The 19835-nt window shown below is 51.7% G+C and carries 23 protein-coding genes; 6 read left to right on the top strand and 17 right to left on the bottom strand.

Annotated elements, in window-relative coordinates:
- The first annotated feature begins 127 nt into the window (after positions 1–127).
- Together IC804_RS17405 and IC804_RS17400 are read left to right on the top strand one after the other, a co-directional pair.
- The gene (locus tag IC804_RS17405) at positions 128–1231 is read left to right on the top strand and encodes a histidine kinase N-terminal domain-containing protein (RefSeq protein ID WP_081157366.1); all 1104 of its coding nucleotides are present in this window, start codon (positions 128–130) and stop codon (positions 1229–1231) included.
- Between the two features lie 44 nt (positions 1232–1275).
- A complete protein-coding gene (locus tag IC804_RS17400) occupies positions 1276–1632 on the top strand; it encodes a hypothetical protein (RefSeq protein WP_008879343.1) in 357 nt (118 codons plus the stop codon).
- A gap of 75 nt (positions 1633–1707) precedes the next feature.
- Here IC804_RS17400 and IC804_RS17395 read toward each other — a convergent pair whose 3' ends face one another.
- Positions 1708–1848, bottom strand: a complete 141-nt coding sequence (locus IC804_RS17395; protein ID WP_008879344.1) for a hypothetical protein — start codon at positions 1846–1848, stop codon at positions 1708–1710.
- A 357-nt stretch (positions 1849–2205) separates the two neighbouring features.
- Between IC804_RS17395 and IC804_RS17390 the strand changes: the two genes are divergently transcribed.
- The 3 genes from IC804_RS17390 to IC804_RS17380 all read left to right on the top strand — a co-directional run bounded on the left by IC804_RS17390 (position 2206) and on the right by IC804_RS17380 (position 4177).
- A complete protein-coding gene (locus tag IC804_RS17390) occupies positions 2206–2391 on the top strand; it encodes a hypothetical protein (RefSeq protein ID WP_008879345.1) in 186 nt (61 codons plus the stop codon).
- A 20-nt stretch (positions 2392–2411) separates the two neighbouring features.
- Complete coding sequence (locus IC804_RS17385; RefSeq protein ID WP_035498240.1) at positions 2412–2702, top strand: spore coat protein; 291 nt, start codon at positions 2412–2414, stop codon at positions 2700–2702.
- Between the two features lie 95 nt (positions 2703–2797).
- Positions 2798–4177 (top strand): S8 family peptidase, encoded by a 1380-nt coding sequence (locus IC804_RS17380; protein WP_081157369.1) that lies wholly within the window; start codon positions 2798–2800, stop codon positions 4175–4177.
- A gap of 115 nt (positions 4178–4292) precedes the next feature.
- On the opposite strand, the gene IC804_RS17375 is transcribed toward IC804_RS17380, so the two are convergent.
- From IC804_RS17375 to IC804_RS17360, 4 genes are all read right to left on the bottom strand, one after another.
- The gene (locus IC804_RS17375) at positions 4293–4871 is read right to left on the bottom strand and encodes a YitT family protein (protein WP_008879348.1); all 579 of its coding nucleotides are present in this window, start codon (positions 4869–4871) and stop codon (positions 4293–4295) included.
- Positions 4872–5060: 189 nt separating this feature from the next.
- The gene (locus tag IC804_RS17370; protein ID WP_029760881.1) at positions 5061–5231 is read right to left on the bottom strand and encodes a twin-arginine translocase TatA/TatE family subunit; all 171 of its coding nucleotides are present in this window, start codon (positions 5229–5231) and stop codon (positions 5061–5063) included.
- A gap of 108 nt (positions 5232–5339) precedes the next feature.
- The gene (locus IC804_RS17365) at positions 5340–5519 is read right to left on the bottom strand and encodes an H-type small acid-soluble spore protein (RefSeq protein ID WP_008879350.1); all 180 of its coding nucleotides are present in this window, start codon (positions 5517–5519) and stop codon (positions 5340–5342) included.
- A gap of 2 nt (positions 5520–5521) precedes the next feature.
- Positions 5522–5764, bottom strand: a complete 243-nt coding sequence (locus tag IC804_RS17360; protein ID WP_223812841.1) for a hypothetical protein — start codon at positions 5762–5764, stop codon at positions 5522–5524.
- 48 nt (positions 5765–5812) lie between these two features.
- On the opposite strand from IC804_RS17360, the gene IC804_RS17355 reads away from it, so the two are divergent.
- The gene (locus IC804_RS17355) at positions 5813–6808 is read left to right on the top strand and encodes an acyltransferase family protein (RefSeq protein WP_008879352.1); all 996 of its coding nucleotides are present in this window, start codon (positions 5813–5815) and stop codon (positions 6806–6808) included.
- Positions 6809–6864: 56 nt separating this feature from the next.
- Here the strand turns inward: IC804_RS17355 and thiE are convergent, their stop codons facing one another.
- From thiE to pxpB, 12 genes are all read right to left on the bottom strand, one after another.
- Entirely contained in the window at positions 6865–7530 is a 666-nt protein-coding gene (gene thiE, locus IC804_RS17350; protein ID WP_011887289.1) for a thiamine phosphate synthase, read from the bottom strand.
- 5 nt (positions 7531–7535) lie between these two features.
- Positions 7536–8339, bottom strand: a complete 804-nt coding sequence (gene thiD / locus IC804_RS17345; protein ID WP_008879354.1) for a bifunctional hydroxymethylpyrimidine kinase/phosphomethylpyrimidine kinase — start codon at positions 8337–8339, stop codon at positions 7536–7538.
- Positions 8340–8354: 15 nt separating this feature from the next.
- Positions 8355–9164, bottom strand: a complete 810-nt coding sequence (thiM, locus tag IC804_RS17340; RefSeq protein ID WP_008879355.1) for a hydroxyethylthiazole kinase — start codon at positions 9162–9164, stop codon at positions 8355–8357.
- Positions 9165–9340: 176 nt separating this feature from the next.
- A complete protein-coding gene (locus tag IC804_RS17335; protein WP_081157365.1) occupies positions 9341–10363 on the bottom strand; it encodes a glycosyltransferase family 2 protein in 1023 nt (340 codons plus the stop codon).
- 1 nt (position 10364) lies between these two features.
- On the bottom strand, positions 10365–12044 hold the full coding sequence (locus tag IC804_RS17330; protein ID WP_172825304.1) for a DUF6044 family protein: 1680 nt from the start codon (positions 12042–12044) through the stop codon (positions 10365–10367).
- Positions 12045–12364: 320 nt separating this feature from the next.
- Complete coding sequence (locus IC804_RS17325) at positions 12365–13345, bottom strand: phosphotriesterase family protein (protein WP_008879358.1); 981 nt, start codon at positions 13343–13345, stop codon at positions 12365–12367.
- Entirely contained in the window at positions 13345–15027 is a 1683-nt protein-coding gene (locus IC804_RS17320; RefSeq protein WP_008879359.1) for a long-chain fatty acid--CoA ligase, read from the bottom strand. The genes IC804_RS17325 and IC804_RS17320 overlap by 1 nt, the downstream gene beginning before the upstream one ends.
- 203 nt (positions 15028–15230) lie before the next feature.
- The gene (locus tag IC804_RS17315; RefSeq protein ID WP_060475812.1) at positions 15231–16067 is read right to left on the bottom strand and encodes an HAD family hydrolase; all 837 of its coding nucleotides are present in this window, start codon (positions 16065–16067) and stop codon (positions 15231–15233) included.
- 154 nt (positions 16068–16221) lie between these two features.
- Complete coding sequence (locus IC804_RS17310; RefSeq protein ID WP_081157363.1) at positions 16222–17415, bottom strand: NRAMP family divalent metal transporter; 1194 nt, start codon at positions 17413–17415, stop codon at positions 16222–16224.
- Positions 17412–18182 carry a LamB/YcsF family protein gene (locus IC804_RS17305; RefSeq protein ID WP_029760888.1) on the bottom strand — a complete coding sequence of 257 codons (771 nt, stop codon included), beginning with the start codon at positions 18180–18182 and terminating at the stop codon, positions 17412–17414. Before IC804_RS17305 ends, IC804_RS17310 begins: the two co-directional genes overlap by 4 nt.
- A complete protein-coding gene (locus IC804_RS17300) occupies positions 18169–19149 on the bottom strand; it encodes a 5-oxoprolinase subunit C family protein (protein WP_081157368.1) in 981 nt (326 codons plus the stop codon). The genes IC804_RS17305 and IC804_RS17300 overlap by 14 nt, the downstream gene beginning before the upstream one ends.
- On the bottom strand, positions 19133–19834 hold the full coding sequence (gene pxpB / locus IC804_RS17295) for a 5-oxoprolinase subunit PxpB (protein WP_081157362.1): 702 nt from the start codon (positions 19832–19834) through the stop codon (positions 19133–19135). Before pxpB ends, IC804_RS17300 begins: the two co-directional genes overlap by 17 nt.
- Position 19835 lies beyond the last annotated feature (1 nt).

Here is a 19835-nt window from a genome sequence, read left to right as displayed (position 1 = left end):
TCTTTTTTCTATACCCTTTGGATTTTATTGGATAATCAACACGCCTGATATTATGATTTTCCCTCTGTTCTAGTTCGATATTCCCTCTTATAATGATAATAAAAGATGGAAAGAGAGGTGGATTTTTTTGGTATCTGCCGCACAACAGCTCGTCACCCATTTAGAAGCCCATCTGCCTTGCTTTCTTGCCCATTGGCGGCAACAGATGAAAATTGCCGCTGATGATAAATACATTGACCGTGTTGAGCAAAATAGCTTGGCAATGTTTACGCTAGTCAAAGAAGCGTTATCGCAGTCGCTGTCCGGTGAGACCGTTGAACGACTAGCCAACAAAGTCGCCAAGGAACGGGCGGAAATGAACGCTGGGATCGGAACCCTTGTCTACAACGTTAACTTGGGGCGGCGGTTGATCATTAAGCACGCGTTAACCGCGCCATTGCCGATCACCGAGCTAGCTCCGCTCATCGACCATATGAACGAGCTGTTTGACCAATTTTTATTTCATGCCGTCAAGGAATATAACGAACTGAAAGAAGCAGAGCTGCGCGAGAAAAATATGTTGATCGCCAGGTCGCACCAAGATCGGCTGACCTTGCTCGGGCAAATGTCGTCTAGTTTTGTGCACGAATTTCGTAATCCACTGACAGCCATTATCGGTTTTATCCAATTGTTAAAATTTGAGCATCCTCATTTGCCATATTTAGACATTATCGATCATGAACTGCAGCAGCTGAAATTTCGCATTTCACAATTTTTGCATGCCTCGCGCCAAGAAATTGTTGAGAGCGAAAAAGAAACATTTTCGCTGCGCCAATTGTTAGAGGAAATCATGGATTTTTTATACGCGACGATCGTCGACAGCGATGTCGACATTTCGTTGGCGATCGATGAATCAATACATATTTTTGCCTATAAAGACCAACTTCGCCAAGTATTAGTAAACATTTTGCTTAACTCGATCGAAGCGGTAAAAGAAAAGGAAAAGCCGCGCCGCATCAAGATTGCTGCCCGCTCCCAAGAAGGAAGGGTCATCATTGAAATCGCCAACAACGGTCCGGCGATTCCTGCTGATATTGTTGAAACCATTTTTGAGCCGTTTTTTACGACAAAAAAATTAGGGACGGGCATCGGCCTTTACATTTGTAAAAAAGTGATCGAAGACCACGGCGGGGAAATCAGCTGTTCGTCTGATGCCAACATGACGACCTTCTCCATCCGGTTGCCTGTATAATGAGCGGCGGAAACGGGCATGCTGGATGAAAAAAGGTGATGCTGATGAAACTGTCATGGAAAAATTGGATAAAGCAAACAACTTCTGCCCTCCATGAATGGATGCAGCGGGAAAGTCATTCGTTCGCCGAGCTCGCTGAACTCATCCGCCATCATCCGGATACCGTCCAGTCTGAACGTACATGGCTTGGCTTGACATATCGTTTTTACTCACTGACGCTGAATGATATGGCGCTCAAAATGGAAACAAAGGTCACCCGCACTGGAAGTGAGCACATTTTATTGCTGTCGCTCCATACCCCGAGGGGGAAGGGGGCTGTATACCGTTGTTACGACGAAACGTGCAACTTGGATGACACCATCGTCACCCCGCCGCTCTCGGAAAAAACCGCACCGATTTGATCGCGGTGCGGTTTTGTTTATTATCTCCGCCAAAAAGAACCTTGCTCTCAAGCAAGGAAAAAGCTAGGAAAGAGATCAACCTTTCATGCCTTGCAACCACTCTTCATAACATTCCGGACAGAGCGTTTCCTCGTGTTCCTTGCCGTTTGTATAGAACGAAACGTAATGCACGTTGTCGTCGCACTCGCACTGACAATAAAAGCATGTTTCGTTCATTGTTTTCCCTCCCTTGCCTATTAGTGTGAGCCGCCAAGCAGCGGCCATTGCAAGGGAACTGTTCCCAATGCGGTCAACGTGAGCGACACCAATCAATCACATGCCCGCAACCTCAATCATGGCTCGGCATCCCCTTCAACCACTTTTCTGAGGATCGATACGCAGCTCATACCAACACCTACGCGACCGCCATCGGTAACAATTTGTATCCTGTCACCAAGAAAACTCGAGGTACATGTGGTTCTTTTTTCAATTATTCAGCTGTTTGGAAACTCCACACCCCAACTTTTCCATCACTCCCCACTTATACCGCACCTAGGCAGGCACATACTATGTCACAAAAGGGTGGTGAAAGGGATGAAAGTGATAGGAACACACGAAGCGTTGGAGTTGCACGAACTACTTATGTTTAAAAATACATGCCTCGCTAAAAGTATGGCCATGCGGCAAATGGTGAGCGACCCGCAACTGAAATCGCTCATCGAGCAAGACATTCAAAAAACGACGCAGCACATCCTCGACTTGCAAAACTTATTATCGTAATGAACGAAGGAGGAACAACGATGCAGTCAACAACGATGCCAATCGGTGTATTAAATGAGCAAATAATCGCTGCTGACTATCTCATTGGAGCAAAAAGTGCGATCAAAGGGTGTGCGACGGCTCTTGCCGAAGCAGCGACCCCGGAAGTGCGCAACATACTGAAACAACATTTAAATGACGCGATTGCATTTCATGAACAAATTAGCCAATATATGGTCAACAAAGGATACTATCATCCGACCAATGTCCAAGAGCAGCTGCGTCTGGATATACAAGCAGCACAACAAATGGTGCAATCGGCCGGTCACTAAATGGATTCATGGGATTCCCCTGTCAAAGGGAGAATCCCATTTTTTCATCATTTGCCCGTCATTCGCCCATCCTAACAAAAAAGGAGGTGAACATGGTGAAACGCCGATCGACAATATGGATAGCCATCAGTGCAGTCGTCGCCTTGATTGTCGTCGCTGCCGTTAGTTTCAGCCGGCCGGCGACCGAAAAAAACGCTCCCGTCCCTCCGCGGCTTAAGCCGTTTGACACCAAAGACGCGCATACGCATCCGACTGTCGTCACCCTAGACAGCCTTAGCGCGGGGGAACAGCTGAAACAACGATTAAACGAGCATCCACGCATCCAAGAAATCCGCCATAACCGCCGCGGCGACCGAAGCCACTACTTTTATAATGAAATTATCGTCCGTTTCCGGACAACACCTGCGAACCATGACATTCGGCAAATGGAGGCGGCCATTGACGGACGGCTGGTCAAACGGTTGAATCAGGTGTTTGTGTTCCGTTCGCACAAACGAACGTACGAGGAAATGCGCCGCTATTTCCGTACGCTTCCGACAGTTGATTATTGCGAACCGAACTACATTTACATGCAAAACGACCTTCCGCGGCAAACGGATGTGCCGAACGACTCGTTTTACGCCCGTTACCAATGGAATTTGCCCGCCATTGATACAGAAGCCGGCTGGACGTTGTCACGCGGCAAACAAACCGTACCTGTCGCCATCATCGACAGCGGGGTCGACCTAACTCACCCTGATTTAGCCCATCGACTCAGCCACGGATACAACGTGTTGGCTGATAACCGCTCTCCGGATGACGAAAACGGCCATGGCACCCATGTGGCCGGCATTATCGCCTCACAACCAAACAATGGGGAAGGGATCGCCGGCATCACATGGTTCAACCCAATCATGGCAGTCAAGGTGTTAAACGCTGACGGCTACGGGACGAGCATCGATGTAGCCAAAGGCATCTATTGGGCGGTTGACCGCGGGGCGAAAGTCATTAATTTAAGCCTCGGCAATTACCAGCCATCTTCGGTGCTCGAGGAAGCGATCCGATACGCTGATGCCCATGACGTCGTGCTTGTGGCGGCTTCCGGCAATGACAGCACGTCCCAGCCGAGCTTTCCGGCCGCTTACCCGGAAGTGATCAGTGTTGGGGCTGTAGACCCTGATCTTTCGTACGCATTGTACTCTAACTATGGCGATTATGTAGACGTCGTCGCGCCTGGAACAAACATTGCCAGCACGTTTACCGGACATCGGTACGCCGCCCTTTCCGGCACGTCAATGGCTGCGCCGCACGTCACCGCACTCGCTGCCTTAATTCGCTCGGTCAACCCGCGCCTCACCAATGACGAAGTGCGCAATATTATTATTCAAAGTGCTGACGATTTGGGCGACCGCGGAAAAGACCCGCATTACGGCTATGGGCTCATTAACGTCTACCGCGCGCTCGAGTTGGCTAAATCCGCAGCCGCTTCGTCATAAGCCATTCTCTCGCTCCATTGACATGGTGTACGTTTTTCCGCCTCCAAACGTCAAAGTGGCTCGACATAGTCTTCGCCCATAAGAAGAGCTGCCGTGAAAAACGATGGGGATTAGACTACACCCCCATCGTTTTTTGGCGCGTCAATATCGTTGTCACTGCACCGACAACGGTGACAACAATAAGGGAGTGAACGAATGGCACGGAGTCGATCAGGATGCTTCCGCTCGTAATAATACAGGCATCAATGACAAAGATAATGACCCCAACGTTCCAATTCGTCCATTTGGAAATAAACTGAGCAAGTAAATCGGTGCCGCCCGTACTTGTCTCCTCTCGCAACATCAGACCGATGCCCGCGCCGACAAGCATCCCGCCAATGATGGCACTCGAGAGCGGATCTAACGTCACAATGCCGCGCAAAACCGATAATACATCAATCATCCACGAGGAAAACAGAAGACCGTGCAAGCTGTTGTAAAAAAACGGACGGTAACAAAACCAAGCCGCCAAATAAAGGGGGACGCTCAAGATGATCATCGTCAACCCCGCCTGAACGTGCCAGACGTATTTGGCGATCAGCCCAAGACCGATCATCCCCCCATCAAGCAAATGATGGGGAACTAAAAATACATTGATGCCGATGCCAAGCAGCAGGCTTCCCCCGACGATTGCCATCATTTTTTTCATTACCATGGTTGATCCCTCCGCCGCGTTGGCCATTCGGCCAACAAGAAACGAACAACATGTTCTCATATATGTATATGGCCTTTCCTAGTCAAGCTTGTCTCTTTTTTGTCAGACCAGCGAAGGAAACCGGCAGATCGTTTGACGGCTCGTGGACGAAATACAAAAATAAGAGGCTAGACCTCTTTGCCTAGCCTCTTATTTTTGTGCTTTTGTCCTCTCGTCGTCATCGATGATGCCTTTTGTTGCGTTTTTAAATTCACGCAATGTTTTGCCGGCTGCCTGTCCTAATTCTGGCAGCTTTTTCGGACCAAAAATCAACAAAGCGAAAAAGACGATAAGCGCAATTTCTCCAAAGCCGATGTTCATGTTTGTCACTCCAATGTTCAAACGTCATTTTTTCAATCATTATATCATACCAGAACAAGACGTGTCATCGGCTTTCCCTTGACAAAACAGCGACGACTTGCCCATCGCCTATCGTTCCTCGAGCAGACGCACCGGCACATCTTGCTCGCGTTCCGGTTCATCGACGAAATAAATGCGCGCCATTTCTTGCTCTTCATCGACATGTTGAATGATCACCGATTTTCCTTCATACATCACCGGGACGACCTCCCCAGCCTCGGCAATCCGTTTCGCCCTCAGCGTCTCCATTCCTATTCGCCCCCTTTTGCACTATCTTCTGCCTGCGTTCGCAAGCTTTTCCAAAACAACTCATCACTGCAGACGAGCTCACGCAGTTCTCCTTTGTCCCCTTTAGCGTTAATGAGTTGCAATAACGGCGTCATATCCTCTGCTTCATGCCGGTCGTTTTTCACTAAATCATCACCTTTCTTGGATAAACTAATATCACGGTCAGCCGTCCCCAGCTGCCTTGTGGCAACAGTTGACTCCCCCAAAAAAAGGGAGTATGATTCGAATGGTGTATATAGAAAGGAGGAAACACCGTGAAGGAGCGGGACTATTATTTTGACAACGCGAAGTGCGCGCTCATGCTCCTTGTCGTGTTTGGCCACTTTCTACGCCCATACATCGACAGTGTCCTATGGGTGCACAGCTTGTATACGTGGATTTTCTTTTTCCATATGCCAGCGTTCATTTTTATCTCTGGCTATTTTTCCAAAAAATTTTATGAACGAGGCTACTTGCAAAAAATCACAAAAAAGTTATTACTTCCATATATTTTGTTCCAACTGCTATATTCCGTCTACTATTTCTTTTTGTATGACAAGCAGTCGCTCGAGTTTGAGTTATTGACCCCGCATTGGAGCTTATGGTTTTTGCTTAGCCTATTCAGCTGGAACGTCTTGTTGTTATGGTTCGGCCGGCTGCCAAAACGAATGGCACTGCCGCTGGCGCTTTTGCTTGGGCTTACGGGCGGCATGCTCGAAGCGGAAAAATGGCTGAGCTTGTCAAGAACGCTCACGTTTTTCCCTTTCTTTTTGCTCGGGTTTTTCTTTGAAAAGCCGACAATCGAGCGCTTGTTTGCCGTACGGGTGCGCATTGTTTCACTGATCGTGCTTGCCGGCATGTTTTTGCTCATTCGCTTTGGCTTTCCAGATTTGCCACAAGATTGGCTGTACGGCTCGAAATCGTACGATACGCTTGGCGTCTCCGAGCCGGCTGGCATGATGAGCCGTCTCGCCATTTACGTCGCGAGCCTGCTGATGATGTTCAGCTTTCTATCGCTCATCCCAAGCCGACGCTTCTCCTTTTCCGTGCTGGGAGCGCGCACGTTTTACATCTATATCTTGCACGGGTTTATTTTAAAATATTTGCACGAAACATCGTTCCCCGATTTTATTATGGACGTGCACGGCTATCCACTTCTGCTTGTGCTATCGGTCGCCGTAATGCTCGTTCTCGGGAGCAAACCGGTCATCCGGCTTGTTCGGCCGCTTTTGGAATGGCGGCTGCCGAAATGGAGGCAAACAACATCGTAGCACGAAAAAAGGGTGTCCCATTGAGGACACCCTTTTTTTGACGGTTTCACTGTCGTTTAGCGCAGGTTGGCCTCCCGCACCGCCGTCGCCAACGCTGCAGCCGCCGCTTTTGGCTCCGGGGCGGAAGCGATGGCGCTAATGACTGACACCCCATCTGCTCCAGCTTCAATGACCGCTCTCGTATTATCAGCCGTAATTCCACCGATAGCAACAATCGGGATCGTGATTCCTTGTTCGCGCAAGTGGCGGAGAATTCCCGGACCTTGCGCTTCATTCGCATCGTCTTTTGAACGTGTCGGATAAATCGGACCGACGCCGATGTAGTCGGCACCCGCTTCGATGGCCGCTCTCGCCTCTTCCACATTATGCGCCGAAACACCAAGAATTTTATCGCCAATTTTTTCCCGCACGCGCCGTGCGTCTTCGTCATCTTGACCAACGTGGACGCCGTCCGCATCAATGGCGATGGCCAGCTCAACATCATCGTTGACGATAAACGGCACGCCGTAAGTGCGGCAAAGACGCTGCAACTGCCGGGCGAGCGCTTCTTTTTCCTCCCCTTCTAAGGCAGCACTTCCTTTTTCGCGAAATTGAAACAGCGTCACACCGCCGTCAAGCGCTTCTTTGAGCACATCCTCTGCCGGCCGTTCGCTGTTTTGGCTTCCCATAATAAAGTAAACAGCAAGCCGTTCTTTCATCTCTTCGCTCGTAATGCGTGCCATCGTTCTCACTCCCCGTATTGACGGTATGCCCAATGGTTGGTCGGCCCGTGGCCTTGGCCGATGCCGAGCGAATGAGAGATCGCCGCCTGTACGAACGATTTCGCCGTCCCGACAGCATCCACCGGATGTCTTCCTTTCGCGAGCTCGGCCGCAACCGCTGCGGCGAACGTACAGCCGGTTCCATGCGTATGACGCGTATCAATCCGCTTGCTTTTGAAGTAAGAAAATTCGCTGCCGTTATACAATAAGTCGACTGTTTCTTCGCCATCATCGTCATGGCCGCCTTTAATGACGACATAGCGGGCGCCCATGCGATGGAGAAGGCGCGCCGCTTCACGGCGGTCATCCATCGTGCGAATGGCAATGCCAGTCAATACTTCCGCTTCCGGAATGTTTGGTGTAATGACAAACGCCAGCGGCAACAGCGCTTCTTTCAACGCCGCAACCGCTTCTTCCTGCAACAGCGGGGCACCGCCTTTGGCAATCATCACCGGGTCGACGACAAGCCGCTCCCAGCCATGTTTTTTCACTTGCTCTGCAACGGTGCGGATAATATCAGCGCTAAACAACATCCCGGTTTTGAGCGCATCCACGCCCAAGTCAACCGCAACCGATTCGATTTGTGCAGCCACCGCTTCAGCCGAAAGCGGATAGACGCCTTGCACGCCGAGCGTGTTTTGTGCTGTCACCGCCGTAATCGCTGACATGCCAAAGACGCCAAGCTCTTGAAATGTTTTTAAATCCGCTTGAATGCCGGCGCCACCGCCGCTGTCCGACCCAGCAATCGTCAACGCTTTATACACCGTCATGGTTCTCCTCCCCTTTTACCGTTGTTCAACCCGTCCCTCACGCTTCACATCATCAACGCCAATGCGAGCCAAGGCGTCCAAAAACGCCACCTGAAAACTGCCTGGGCCGCGTTGTCCGGCTTCGGCGGCTGCCTGTTCAGCTGCGACTCCGTAATAGGTTAACGCCGCAACCGCTGCCTTCACAGCATCCTGCTCAACAGCCGCAAACGCTCCAACGACGGACGTTAACAAACAACCTGCCCCGGTCACTTTTGTCAACAGCGGATGGCCGTTGTGAATCAAATATGCTGCCTGTCCATCTGTGACGACATCCTCTTTTCCGGTAATTGCCACGACGGTGCCGAGCTTGGCTGCCGCCCGTTTGGCCAAAGCGACCACATCCCCGCTTCCTTCACCGGCGTCGACTCCTTTAATCATCCACGATTCACCGATCATATTGGCGATTTCCGCCGCATTGCCGCGCACAACCGCGAGTTGAATCTGTTCGGCGATGCGGTGCGCCGTCTCTGTTCGGTAGCTGGTCGCCCCGGCACCGACCGGATCGAAAATCACCGGTACCCCGGCCTCATTAGCCGCCCGGCCGGCAATAAGCATCGCCTCGACTTCCGTTGCATTCAACGTTCCAATATTTAACACAAGCGCTCCTGCAAGCTTCGCCATCTCGGCCACTTCCTCTTTCGCGTACGCCATCACCGGCGAAGCGCCGAGCGCCAACAGCCCGTTCGCCGTAAAATTCGTCACGACGACATTCGTAATATTATGGACGAGCGGTTTCGTCCCTCGCACCCGCTCGAGCAGTTCCGCCCATTCGTGCCAGTTGCCCATCTCCGATTCTCCCCTTTCCTATCGATGCCTCTGCCTTGGCGGTGTTAGGTACGACCGCCATACTTCCGTCTTACAGAATGATGAATTTGTCCCATTCATCAGTCTACTCTTTCTTTTTTTCAATTGCAAGAAAAGAAAAAAAAGGCAGTGCCGAACGCCACCTGCCTTTTCTCCTGCTACGGCCGCGTCAATTCTGCCGCGTCCGGCTCTTCAGACGTCGATGCTGGCGACAGCCGCTGCGGCAGCGGCCAATTCCATAAATCCAAATCAACGATATAGCGCGGCCGCCGTTTTGTTTCCTTGTAAATTTTACCAATATACTCACCGATCAGCCCTAGTGCAATGAGCTGCAATCCCCCTAACAGCCAAATCGACGTAATCAGCGATGTCCAGCCCGTCTCTGTATGCCCGGCCCACTTTAAAAAAAGAAAGTAAGCGCCGAACATCAGACTGATGACAAAAGAGACGAACCCGATGAGCGAAATGAAACGGATCGGAGTGATGCTGAACGATGTCACACCATCGAGCGCAAAAGCGATCATCTTTTTTAACGGGTATTTCGTTTTCCCCGCCAACCGCTCCTTCCGATCGTAATAAACGGATGTCGACCGGAAACCTATAAGTGGGACGATGCCGCGCAAAAACAAATTCACTTCTCCAAACTGTTCCAACGCTTCAACAGCGCGCCGGCTCATCAGTCGATAGTCGGCATGATTATAAACGAGATCGACGCCAAACATCTTCATTAACCGATAAAATCCTTGGGCGGTATGACGTTTAAACCACGTGTCCGTGTCGCGCCGCCGGCGCACGCCGTAAACGATATCATAGCCTTCGCGAAACTTTTGTACAAACGCGCGAATGGCTGACAAATCGTCTTGCAAATCAGCGTCGATCGAGATGAAGCAGTCCGCATGCGCTTTAGCTGCAAACAGCCCAGCCAATAGCGCGTTTTGGTGGCCGGCATTGCGCGCCAGTTTCAATCCCTTCACTTCCGGATACCGCAAGCTCGCCTTGTAAATGAGCTTCCATGTGCTGTCACGGCTGCCGTCATCGACGAACAGGAGCGCGCTTTTTGGTGAAATGAGTCGCTCTTCGATCAGTTCTTCACGCAACGACCGCAAGCGGCCGATTGTCTCGGGCAGCACTTCTTCCTCGTTATAGCACGGTACGACTATAGCCAATACCGGATCGGACATGTCATTTTCCTCCTTCCCGCATCACCTTGTATAAATAAATCGTCCATGCCGATTCATCAGATCGGAACACTCGTTCAAGGCGAAGGGCATTTTCTGCTGCGTTTTCAATCGGCAACGCCGAAAAAATATAGCGCCCACCCATCTCGTAAAACGCCCTCGTGTTTAATTCAAGATGGCGGATCGTTCGTTTTGAGTTTTTCTTAAACATATAATGTTTGCCAAGCTCATCGACAAACAAGTAGCAGCGTCCGCCCCACTCATCGAAATACTCGCGCAGCTTTTTGTTTTTTTCGAGCTCTTTAGCAATGATGCGGCGGAAGCGATGTTTGTATTCCAACGGGTAGAAATTGTTGTACGTATCAAGTGTGTAAAAACCGTTGTATTGAGCGATCGCCGGATGGATGCCAATGCTGGCGACACGGTATGTATGCACAGGACGGCCAATATACTCACGGATGACGGCAAACTGCTTCTCGGCGTAAAATTCCCGGAACGACGGTTTATTGCGATAGACGATTTCCTCATTGTACGAGATGAGCACCAACAGCTGCAGGGCTATCGCCGCTGCGCCGACCGCCCGCCATCTCCGTCCTTCCTGCCAAACAATTTTCAGTGCCATCGCAAACAAGACATAAATGACCATCGGCCGCAAAAAATGATAGCGAGCAAAATTGAACTTATCGAGTAAATCGAATCGTTCGGTTAGCGGCAGCCATCCTTTGTAAAACCAAAACGCATACCATGTGGACAAGGCAAAATTCAGCACATGTAGCACAACAAACGGCGTTTCCTGCCGCCAACGCTTCCGCTTCCATACCAAATATAAGGCGAGCAACGTCAACGGCAAGATGACGAGCCCGTGCACGGTCATCACATGTGTATGTCCGAGCACATAGTTTTTGAATGTCAAACGAATGACGCGCCAAAGCGGCAGGCGAGCATGGAAATACTCGTCGCGGCTTGTCGGTTCATCGGCAAACAAAAGCGAATGAACAAGCCGGTAATCAACCGCCAAATAAAGCATTGTCATATAGGCGATCGCGGCAAAAAACCGCCAGTTCCACCCTTTTCCGCGGATGACATCAATAAGCCACCAAACACCAAGTGCGCTTAAGAAAAAGAAAAAGCCTAGAACAAAACTCGAATAAAGCGGCAATAGCGTCAATACCGCCCAGTTCACCCATGAGCGCTCACCGTTGCGGATGTTTAAAAACGCCCAAAGCGCGAGCGGCATGCCGAGCGTGCTTAACATTCCCGACGGCCAAAACGGCGTCAACGCAAACGTCAAGGCAGCACCGATACGGATCCATAGCCAACGCTGGCCGGGCAGGACATGTGTTTTCAACAGCAAATACATGCCGATGAACGCAAAAACGCGAGTGATCGCTTGGCTGAGACCATAGGCGTAAACGGACGGAAACAAGGCATGAAGCCACACGATGCCGCTGAATTCTGTGCCGAACGCATTGCGCGGCAGCCCGTTAATGATTTGCGGGATAACTCCATCGATCGGTCCAAACAACTCACCGCTGCGGGTGAGCACTTTATACCAAGCAATGTTCGAATCCAAATTGTCATGGACGCGCATATGTGCATCTTCACCGAGCACAAAATACGGCGACACGTACAAGGCGATGGCAAGCAGCGAGAAGAACAGGAGTCGCTTTTCGATCGCCGGCACCTTTTCTCCTCCTTTCGCCCGGCTCATGTCTTTCCTTATTTTTCAACGCCTTAGGAAAATTATTCATGATGATGGAAAAAAGCGGATGCTAAATAAAAAGCCGCTATTGCCCGTCCAAGCCAAGCAACAGCGGTTTCACATTCATCCATTCACCAAACCCGCACAAGGAAGAAGGGGACTTACAAGCAACGCCCCCTTTCATCACTCTATATACGCACGGAACGACCGTATGAGGGTTCCCTTTGTATCTCTGTTGAAGACAGACGAACTGTTAGTTCAGCTGTGCCGCCGCATGATTAAAAGCAGCGCTTTTTGACCATCTAAGCGGAGAACAAGGCAGCCGGATTGCGGACAAACATTTGCTCAAGCTCTTCGTCACGGATTCCTTCTTTTTTCAATATAGGGAGGATGTTCACAAACAAATGCTCCACATGCCAGTTTTTCATCATCTCGGCAAACGGCTCCGGCAGCGCAAACGGTCGACCGAGCCAAAGATTGACCGTATCGTGTGACAGCATGATTTGATGAGCATACCCATCGCGCAGCAAAGCAAGCAAAGTACGAACCCGTTCTTCATCCATCGGAGCGCCGACCATCCCTTGAATGCCGAAACGGTCAAAAGCAATGTATACGCCGTAAGCAAGCGTCTGACGGTGGTAATCTAAGTCGGTATTGCCACACATATGGCCGATGACAATTTTTTTCGGATCGGCGCCATGCTCAAGCAGATAGGCGGCTTGTTCCGGCCCCATCGTTCCTTCTTGCGTGTGGGTGATGATGACCGCACCCGTTTCTTTTTGCGCGCGGGCGGCGGCGCGGAAAAACAGTTTCTCATACTCGGTAATGCGCCCTTTGCTCGAGGCTAGCTTGATGACACCGGCTTTGATTCCCGTATCGGCAATCCCTTCTGTCAATTCGGTCATAAACATGCCATAAATATCGTCCTCGGCCGTCCCGAGCAGCTGGCGAAATTTGAAATACGGAGGCGCCCCTTCCCCTTGATAGTAATAGCCGGTGGCGCAAATGATGTTCAGTCCAGTTTCTTCAGCGACACGTCGCAAAAACGCCGGGTTGCGCCCGCAGTCGTTCGGCGTTGGGTCGACGACCGTTTGGATGCCGTGCCGTTTCATTTTCTCCGCCACTTCTATCGCCACGCAAAGTGCTTCGTTCTCGCGGAATGGGCCATGTGTCACATCGCCTTGAAATCCCGGATAGCCGAAAAGAAAATGTTCATGGATGAGCGTTTTGCCAAGCTGATCCGCCGCCACAGGGCCAACGACCGTCTCCACCATCCTTGCCATTAGGTGTTCGCCCCTTTCCCCGCTTTTTCATATTCTTCTTCCTGCAATTTCCGCCAAAGCAGCTTGCCACTTGATGTCATCGGCAGCGATGTGCGGAACTCGACGAGGCGCGGATATTTGTACGCCGCCATTTGCGTTTTGGCCCACTCGATGATCTCTTCTTCTGTCACGTTGCCAACGTAATCGTCATGAAGAACGATAAACGCTTTGACCGTTTCACCACGGCGCGGATCCGGCACGCCGACGACGCAAGCTTGTTGGACGGCTGGATGTTTATAAAGGAGCGACTCGACTTCGGTCGGCCACACTTTATACCCAGAGGCGTTGATCATCCGTTTGACGCGGTCGACAATGAAGAAATAGCCTTCCTCGTCCATCCGCCCGATGTCACCGGTGCGGAAAAACCGTTTTCCGTCTAATTCCATGAATGCTTCTTCCGTTTCCTTTTCGCGCCGATAATAGCCGAGGAACACTTGCGGGCCATGGACGACGATTTCGCCGACTTCACCAACGCCAAGCTCCCGGCCAGTTACTGGGTCGATGATGCGTGCGTCAACATCAAACGCTGGAACACCGAGGCATTGCAACTTCGGCCGGTCTGGCGGGTTGAAATGTGTCTGTGAAATCGTCTCGGTTAACCCATAGCCTTCAAAGTAGCGGACGCCGGTGAGCTCAAACAGCTTTTCTCCCACCGCTTCTGGTAGCGCCGCCCCGCCGCCGGAAATGCTCGCAAGCGATGAGATATCGTAACGGCCGAGCGCTGGGTTGGCTAAAAAGTCGATGAGCATCGTACTAATATTCACCCAATGAGTGCATCGGTACCGCTCGATGAGCTGCGCAGCCGCCTCCCGATCCCAACGCGTCATGAGCACGATCGACGAGCCAGCAAAAATCGGCACATGCATGCTATGCACCATCCCGGTGACGTGGAAAAACGGCAATGTGGCTAATGCGACGGAATCGCTCGTCACATTGCTCCAATAATAGGCGCCAACTGTGTTAGCGTTCACCGTTCGATGCGGATGGATGCAGCCTTTTGGCACCCCAGTTGTTCCGGATGTGTACGGCAAGACTGCGATATCATCGACATGACCGTGATATGGAAGTGGCGGCAAGCCAGCATCAAGACAATCAGTCCATAACAAAAGGCGCTCATCCCTAATCATCTGCCGCGGCGCTGCCACTTCAACGGGCAAGGCAACCGGCGACTCATCGGACGCATAATCGGCGTACGCAGCCACAATGACGTGCTCAAGCGGCGTCCGGCCGAAAAGAGGAACGACTTTGTCAAGCAGTTCCTGTCCAACAATCCCCACTTTCGTTTCACAATCGTTGATGTAAAAGGAAAGTTCTTCTGAGGTGTTCATCGGATTGATCGGTACGACAATCGCTTCGGCGCGCAAAATGGCATAGTAGGAGATGATAAACTGCGGAGAATTTTGCATATACAACAAAACGCGGTCGCCCGGTTCGACGGACAACTTTTGCTGCAAGCAGCCGGCAAGTGCATTCACATCATCGAGCAGCCGTTTGTACGAATACGCGGCTCCATAGTAATAAATCGCCGTTTTGTTTGGGTAGCGCTTCGCCGTTGTTGCCAAATGATCGACCAACGTCGTTTCCGGAACGGTTAACGTTTTCGACAGACGCTTCGGCCAGTATGGGTAGTGACGTGTATTCATGAAACCCCTCCCCCTTTTCAAACGACGGCCCCACGAGGGCAACCGCCGTTTTCAGAAATCGATGAACAAAACTACCGATACACCTAGACCTTAACTACACCGCTTACTAACCGGTTAGTATGTAAACTGTTACTTTTTATTGTAATCAGTCATAGAGATAATTTCAATAACATTCAGACAAATCCAAATAAAAAGTACGCCAACTACAATAGTTGGCGCAGCACCGGCACACACGCTGATGTCGAAGCAACAATGACATCGGCATCATCTGGCTTCGCCAAACCATGCGCGTCGATCAACATTGTCCGGCAGCCGAGCTCGCGGGCTGGAGCAATATCATTGCCGATATTGTCGCCGACGCAAAGCATTTGCCTATAATCAACATCAAAGCGCATGTGGATGGCTTCCAAATGAACAGCCGTTTTAAGCGGCTTAGCCGCTTGGAAAATTTTATAATCGAATACATCCGCCAACCCAAGCTTCCGCAAAATCGCTTCACTATCCGGTTCTGGACTGTTCGTCATCAAGATGAGTGTCATTTTCTCGCGCAGCTTGGCTAGCGTCTCAACAAGCTCCGGCGTCCTGTTCATTTCAAACTCCGGGCTCATCATCCATTCGCGCGTCTCTAAAAACGCGGCATATGTGTCCTCGTTCGTTAGTCCGTAATGGCGGCCGATGGAACTTGGCACCCACCAAAGGTCACCGATGCTGAAAAATCGGTCCAAATCAATCGTTACCGCCCCCTGATAGAGCGCTTCGGCATCACGGGTTTCCAGCCGTTCGCCGCTCCAGCTGCACACCTCTTGAATAGTTCCTCTCTCCATCCATAAAATCAAATCTTCTTTTGTATCATACACACTGCCGATGCGAAGCGGATGACGCCCGGCAAGCACTGCCCGGTAATCATTCCAAAAGTGCGCCCGATCCGTTTCACCAAGCCGTTTCGCCACTTGTTCGGCGTAATAATCAAAATGCCCTGTTTCCTCGTATAACGTTCCATCTAGATCAAACACGACCGCTTTAATATTTGCCCCGTTCATCGTTCTGTTTGTCTCCTTTCCCCGCTCCTGTGGCCTTGATGCATTGAGCCATAAAGACTGCAATGCGGTTGCCGCAGGCCCGTTTCTATATTACAAAAGGGCGGCGAGGAAATGCAAATGTTGGAAATGAACGACAGACATCACGTTTTCCATTTCACTGAAACAGCTGCGGCAGTTGCTGCACGGCTGTATATATTCCCATATAAGCCATCAAGGCGACCACAATGGCTCCAAATACGGTAAGCCAAAGCGGATGGCGATAGTCGCCGACGATGTTTCGCTTATAGGCAGCGACAAGCATAACCCCAAGTGACAACGGGAGAATCAGTCCGTTTAGTGTTCCGGCTAAAATCAATGTTTTCACTGGACGGCCGATCAAGACAAATACGACTGTCGAAATCAGAATAAATAGCATAATGATCCAGCGGTGAAACCGATCCAAAACATGATGGAACGTGCGGATGAACGATACCGATGTGTAGGCCGATCCGACAACCGACGTAATGGCGGCAGCCCACATAACGACACCGAACAGCCGGTAACCGATTTCCCCAGCGGCCAGTCGGAACACCGAAGCTGGCGGATTGGTTTGATCAAGCGTCAATCCTTTGGCAACAACGCCTAACGCGGCCAAAAACAGCAACATGCGCATAAGCGAGGCAACACCGATCGCTGAGACTGCACTTTTTGTCACTTCCGCCAAACTTCCCTTCCCCTTGATGCCGGCATCGAGCAACCGATGCCCTCCAGCGAACGTAATATATCCGCCAACCGTACCGCCGACAAGCGTCACAATGGCTAAAAAGTCGATTTTTTCGGGAACGACCGCCCGAACGGCCGCCTCGCCAAGTGGCGGCTTAGCTGTGAACACAACATACAGCGTCAGCGCAATCATGACAAATCCGAGTAATTGAGTAAAACGGTCCATTGCCTTGCCAGCTTCGCGGACGAGAAAAATGGCGATGGCGATGATGGCACTCACGATTGCCCCAGTCTTTGGAGACATGCCAAACAACACGTTGAATCCGAGCCCAGCTCCGCCGATGTTGCCGATGTTAAAGGCGAGTCCGCCAAGGAGCACAAACGCCGCCAACACATACCCGAGGCCGGGCAGCACTGCGTTGGCAATATCTTGCGCCCGTCGCTCGGAGACAGCAATAATGCGCCAAATGTTCGCTTGGACGCCGATATCAAGCAAAATGGAAAGCAAAATGACAAACCCGAAACTGGCCGCCAGCTCGACGGTAAATACGGTCGTTTGCGTCAAAAATCCCGGGCCGATGGCCGATGTCGCCATGAGAAAGACCGCTCCGATCAGCACGCTGAGCCTGCTTTCTTTTTTGTTCATCGTCTCGTCTCCTTCCGCATCGCCTGAATAGCGATGCCTTCATTTTGTAACGCTTCATGCAGCCGCTTAGCAAACCGCACCGCCTGTTCATTGTCGCCGTGAAGACAAACCGTATCGGCTTCAATCGCCACCGCCGTCCCTTGCACTGAGCGGACATGCCGGTCACAAACCATCATGAGCACTTGCTTGACCGCTTCATCTTCATCGGCGATGATGGCCTGCGGGTCGCTTCGTGGTGTGAGCGAACCGTCAGCTTGATATGTGCGGTCGGCGAACACTTCACTCGCCGTCTGCAAGCCTTGCGCCTGTCCAGCGCGGATGAGCTCGCTACCCGCCAGGCCGTACAAGATGAGCGTCGGATCGACATCATATACCGCTTTGGCGATCGCTTCTGAAATCCTCGCATCTTTCGCCGCCATATTGTACAAGGCGCCGTGCGGCTTGACGTGCGTCATCACTCCCCCTTCCGCCTTGACGAACGCGGCCAACGCGCCGATTTGGTACACGACGTACGCATACACCTCCTCCGGTGACACAGCCATCATCCGACGTCCAAAGCCGAGCAAATCGGGAAACCCCGGGTGGGCACCGATGGCGACTCCATGACGGATGGCAAGCTGTACCGTTTGCCGCATGACAAGCGGATCGCCAGCATGAAATCCACAGGCAATATTGACAGAAGTGATATACGGCAAAATCTCTTCCTTTCCAAGCCGATACACACCAAAACTTTCACCAAAATCACAGTTCAAATCAATCGTTTTCATCTTTCTCCCCCCATTGGCGGCGAATGGCCGCAATCCAGCGGCCCAGCCGCCGCTGTTGTTCGATATAAAGCTGCACCGCTTCCTCCGGCGCAACCGGCTGAAATTGAATGCGGTCGCCTGGGCGCGCCTGTGCCAACACTGGCAAATCAGCTGCCGCCACTTGGGCGATGCGCGGATAGCCCCCTGTTGTCTGACTGTCAGCCATCAACACGATCGGCTGGCCGGATGTCGGCACTTGCACCGTGCCGAACACAACCGCTTCCGACACCATCTCCCGCTCGCGCCCAAGCACCAACGCCGGTCCAGAAAGCCTGTAACCAATCCGGTCGGACTGCGGCGTCACATGATAGCGGGCGGCAAAAAACTGCCTGCGGCTTTCTGGCGTAAACTCGCTATATTCCGGTCCTGGGACAGCACGCACCGTTTTCGTTTTTCCGTCGATATATCGACCGGCATCTGAAGAAAGTCCCCAACGAAATGGCTTACGAATGTTATGCTCACGTGCAGTGCCAATTGGAAGCACATCTCCAGGCTGGAGCGGGCGGCCCGACAAACCACCTAGCTGCGCTGGAACGTATGTGGAGCGACTACCCATAACAGACGGAACACCGATGCCTCCTGACACTGCGATATAGGCGCGCCACCCTGCCTGGCACACCCCAACCTTTAGGACATCTCCCGGCCGAATAATCACCGGTTTCCACATGGCCATCGGTTCTCCATTGAGCGTGCATGGGAAATCGCCGCCGCATACGGCGATGACCGTCTCGACGTGAAAACGAAGGGTCGGACCGGACATCGTTGCTTCGAGCACCGCCTCATCTCCCTCATTGCCAACAAGCGCATTGGCAAGGCGATACGCCCAAGCGTCCATCACCCCACCAACCGGCACACCGGCATTTCGATAGCCGATGCGCCCGCCATCTTGGACAGTTGTAAAAAATCCACCATCAATGACGTCCATCATCATGTTCCTCTCTCCAACGTGCAAATTCCTCAGCGGTAATCCGGCGAAACTCAACGATGTCACCCGCTGAAAGCAAGCTTGGTTTCTCCCGATGCGGATCAAACAGCCGAAGCGGTGTCCGGCCAATCAATTGCCAACCACCTGGCGTCGCGAGCGGATAAACACCCGTCTGTCCGCCGGCGATGCCGACCGAACCGGCAGGCACCGTTGTGCGCGGCACCGGCCTCCTCGGCGTCGCCAAACGCGGTGATAAGCCCCCTAAATAGGCAAACCCGGGTGAAAAACCGATCATATAGACGCGGTAACGGCCCGAGGAATGAAGCGCCACCACTTCATCTTCCGTCATCCCATGAAAGCGGGCGACATCCGCTAAATCCGGCCCGAACTCGCCGCCGTAACAAACGGGAATGACGATGGTTCGCGTCGAATGGCGGGTGGCCTGTCCGGTCGATCCGATATTCTCGCGCAGCCAGGCACATACGTCAGCATAATTTCCGGCCACCACCGGATCATAATAGACGGTCAGTGAGGAAAACGCCGGCACGATTTCCTTGATGCCTTCTTTTCTCTCTCCCTGAAGCCGGGCTGCTGTTTCGTGAACGATATCGTTTACGGCTTCGTCAATGTAACTGGCAAATCGAACGGTCACCGCGTATTCGCATAACGGAAACAACGTGTATTCCATC

This window comes from Geobacillus sp. 47C-IIb (genome assembly GCF_014679705.1).
Classification (GTDB): Bacteria; Bacillota; Bacilli; order Bacillales; family Anoxybacillaceae; genus Geobacillus; species Geobacillus thermodenitrificans.
Note: the sequence above shows the minus strand (reverse complement) of the source record. Positions and strands in the feature narration are given on the sequence as shown.

What these genes read in the sequence shown, in the direction of transcription:
- IC804_RS17400 (WP_008879343.1), top strand. Translation starts at nt 1,276, where the DNA reads ATGAAACTGTCATGGAAAAATTGGATAAAGCAAACAACTTCTGCCCTC.
- IC804_RS17395 (WP_008879344.1), bottom strand. Translation starts at nt 1,848, where the DNA reads ATGAACGAAACATGCTTTTATTGTCAGTGCGAGTGCGACGACAACGTG.
- IC804_RS17390 (WP_008879345.1), top strand. Translation starts at nt 2,206, where the DNA reads ATGAAAGTGATAGGAACACACGAAGCGTTGGAGTTGCACGAACTACTT.
- IC804_RS17385 (WP_035498240.1), top strand. Translation starts at nt 2,412, where the DNA reads ATGCAGTCAACAACGATGCCAATCGGTGTATTAAATGAGCAAATAATC.
- IC804_RS17375 (WP_008879348.1), bottom strand. Translation starts at nt 4,871, where the DNA reads ATGGTAATGAAAAAAATGATGGCAATCGTCGGGGGAAGCCTGCTGCTT.
- IC804_RS17370 (WP_029760881.1), bottom strand. Translation starts at nt 5,231, where the DNA reads ATGAACATCGGCTTTGGAGAAATTGCGCTTATCGTCTTTTTCGCTTTG.
- IC804_RS17365 (WP_008879350.1), bottom strand. Translation starts at nt 5,519, where the DNA reads ATGGAGACGCTGAGGGCGAAACGGATTGCCGAGGCTGGGGAGGTCGTC.
- thiE (WP_011887289.1), bottom strand. Translation starts at nt 7,530, where the DNA reads ATGGCACGCATTACGAGCGAAGAGATGAAAGAACGGCTTGCTGTTTAC.
- thiD (WP_008879354.1), bottom strand. Translation starts at nt 8,339, where the DNA reads ATGACGGTGTATAAAGCGTTGACGATTGCTGGGTCGGACAGCGGCGGT.
- thiM (WP_008879355.1), bottom strand. Translation starts at nt 9,164, where the DNA reads ATGGGCAACTGGCACGAATGGGCGGAACTGCTCGAGCGGGTGCGAGGG.
- IC804_RS17335 (WP_081157365.1), bottom strand. Translation starts at nt 10,363, where the DNA reads ATGTCCGATCCGGTATTGGCTATAGTCGTACCGTGCTATAACGAGGAA.
- IC804_RS17325 (WP_008879358.1), bottom strand. Translation starts at nt 13,345, where the DNA reads ATGGCAAGGATGGTGGAGACGGTCGTTGGCCCTGTGGCGGCGGATCAG.
- IC804_RS17320 (WP_008879359.1), bottom strand. Translation starts at nt 15,027, where the DNA reads ATGAATACACGTCACTACCCATACTGGCCGAAGCGTCTGTCGAAAACG.
- IC804_RS17315 (WP_060475812.1), bottom strand. Translation starts at nt 16,067, where the DNA reads ATGAACGGGGCAAATATTAAAGCGGTCGTGTTTGATCTAGATGGAACG.
- IC804_RS17310 (WP_081157363.1), bottom strand. Translation starts at nt 17,415, where the DNA reads ATGAACAAAAAAGAAAGCAGGCTCAGCGTGCTGATCGGAGCGGTCTTT.
- IC804_RS17305 (WP_029760888.1), bottom strand. Translation starts at nt 18,182, where the DNA reads ATGAAAACGATTGATTTGAACTGTGATTTTGGTGAAAGTTTTGGTGTG.
- IC804_RS17300 (WP_081157368.1), bottom strand. Translation starts at nt 19,149, where the DNA reads ATGATGGACGTCATTGATGGTGGATTTTTTACAACTGTCCAAGATGGC.
- pxpB (WP_081157362.1), bottom strand. Translation starts at nt 19,834, where the DNA reads ATGGAATACACGTTGTTTCCGTTATGCGAATACGCGGTGACCGTTCGA.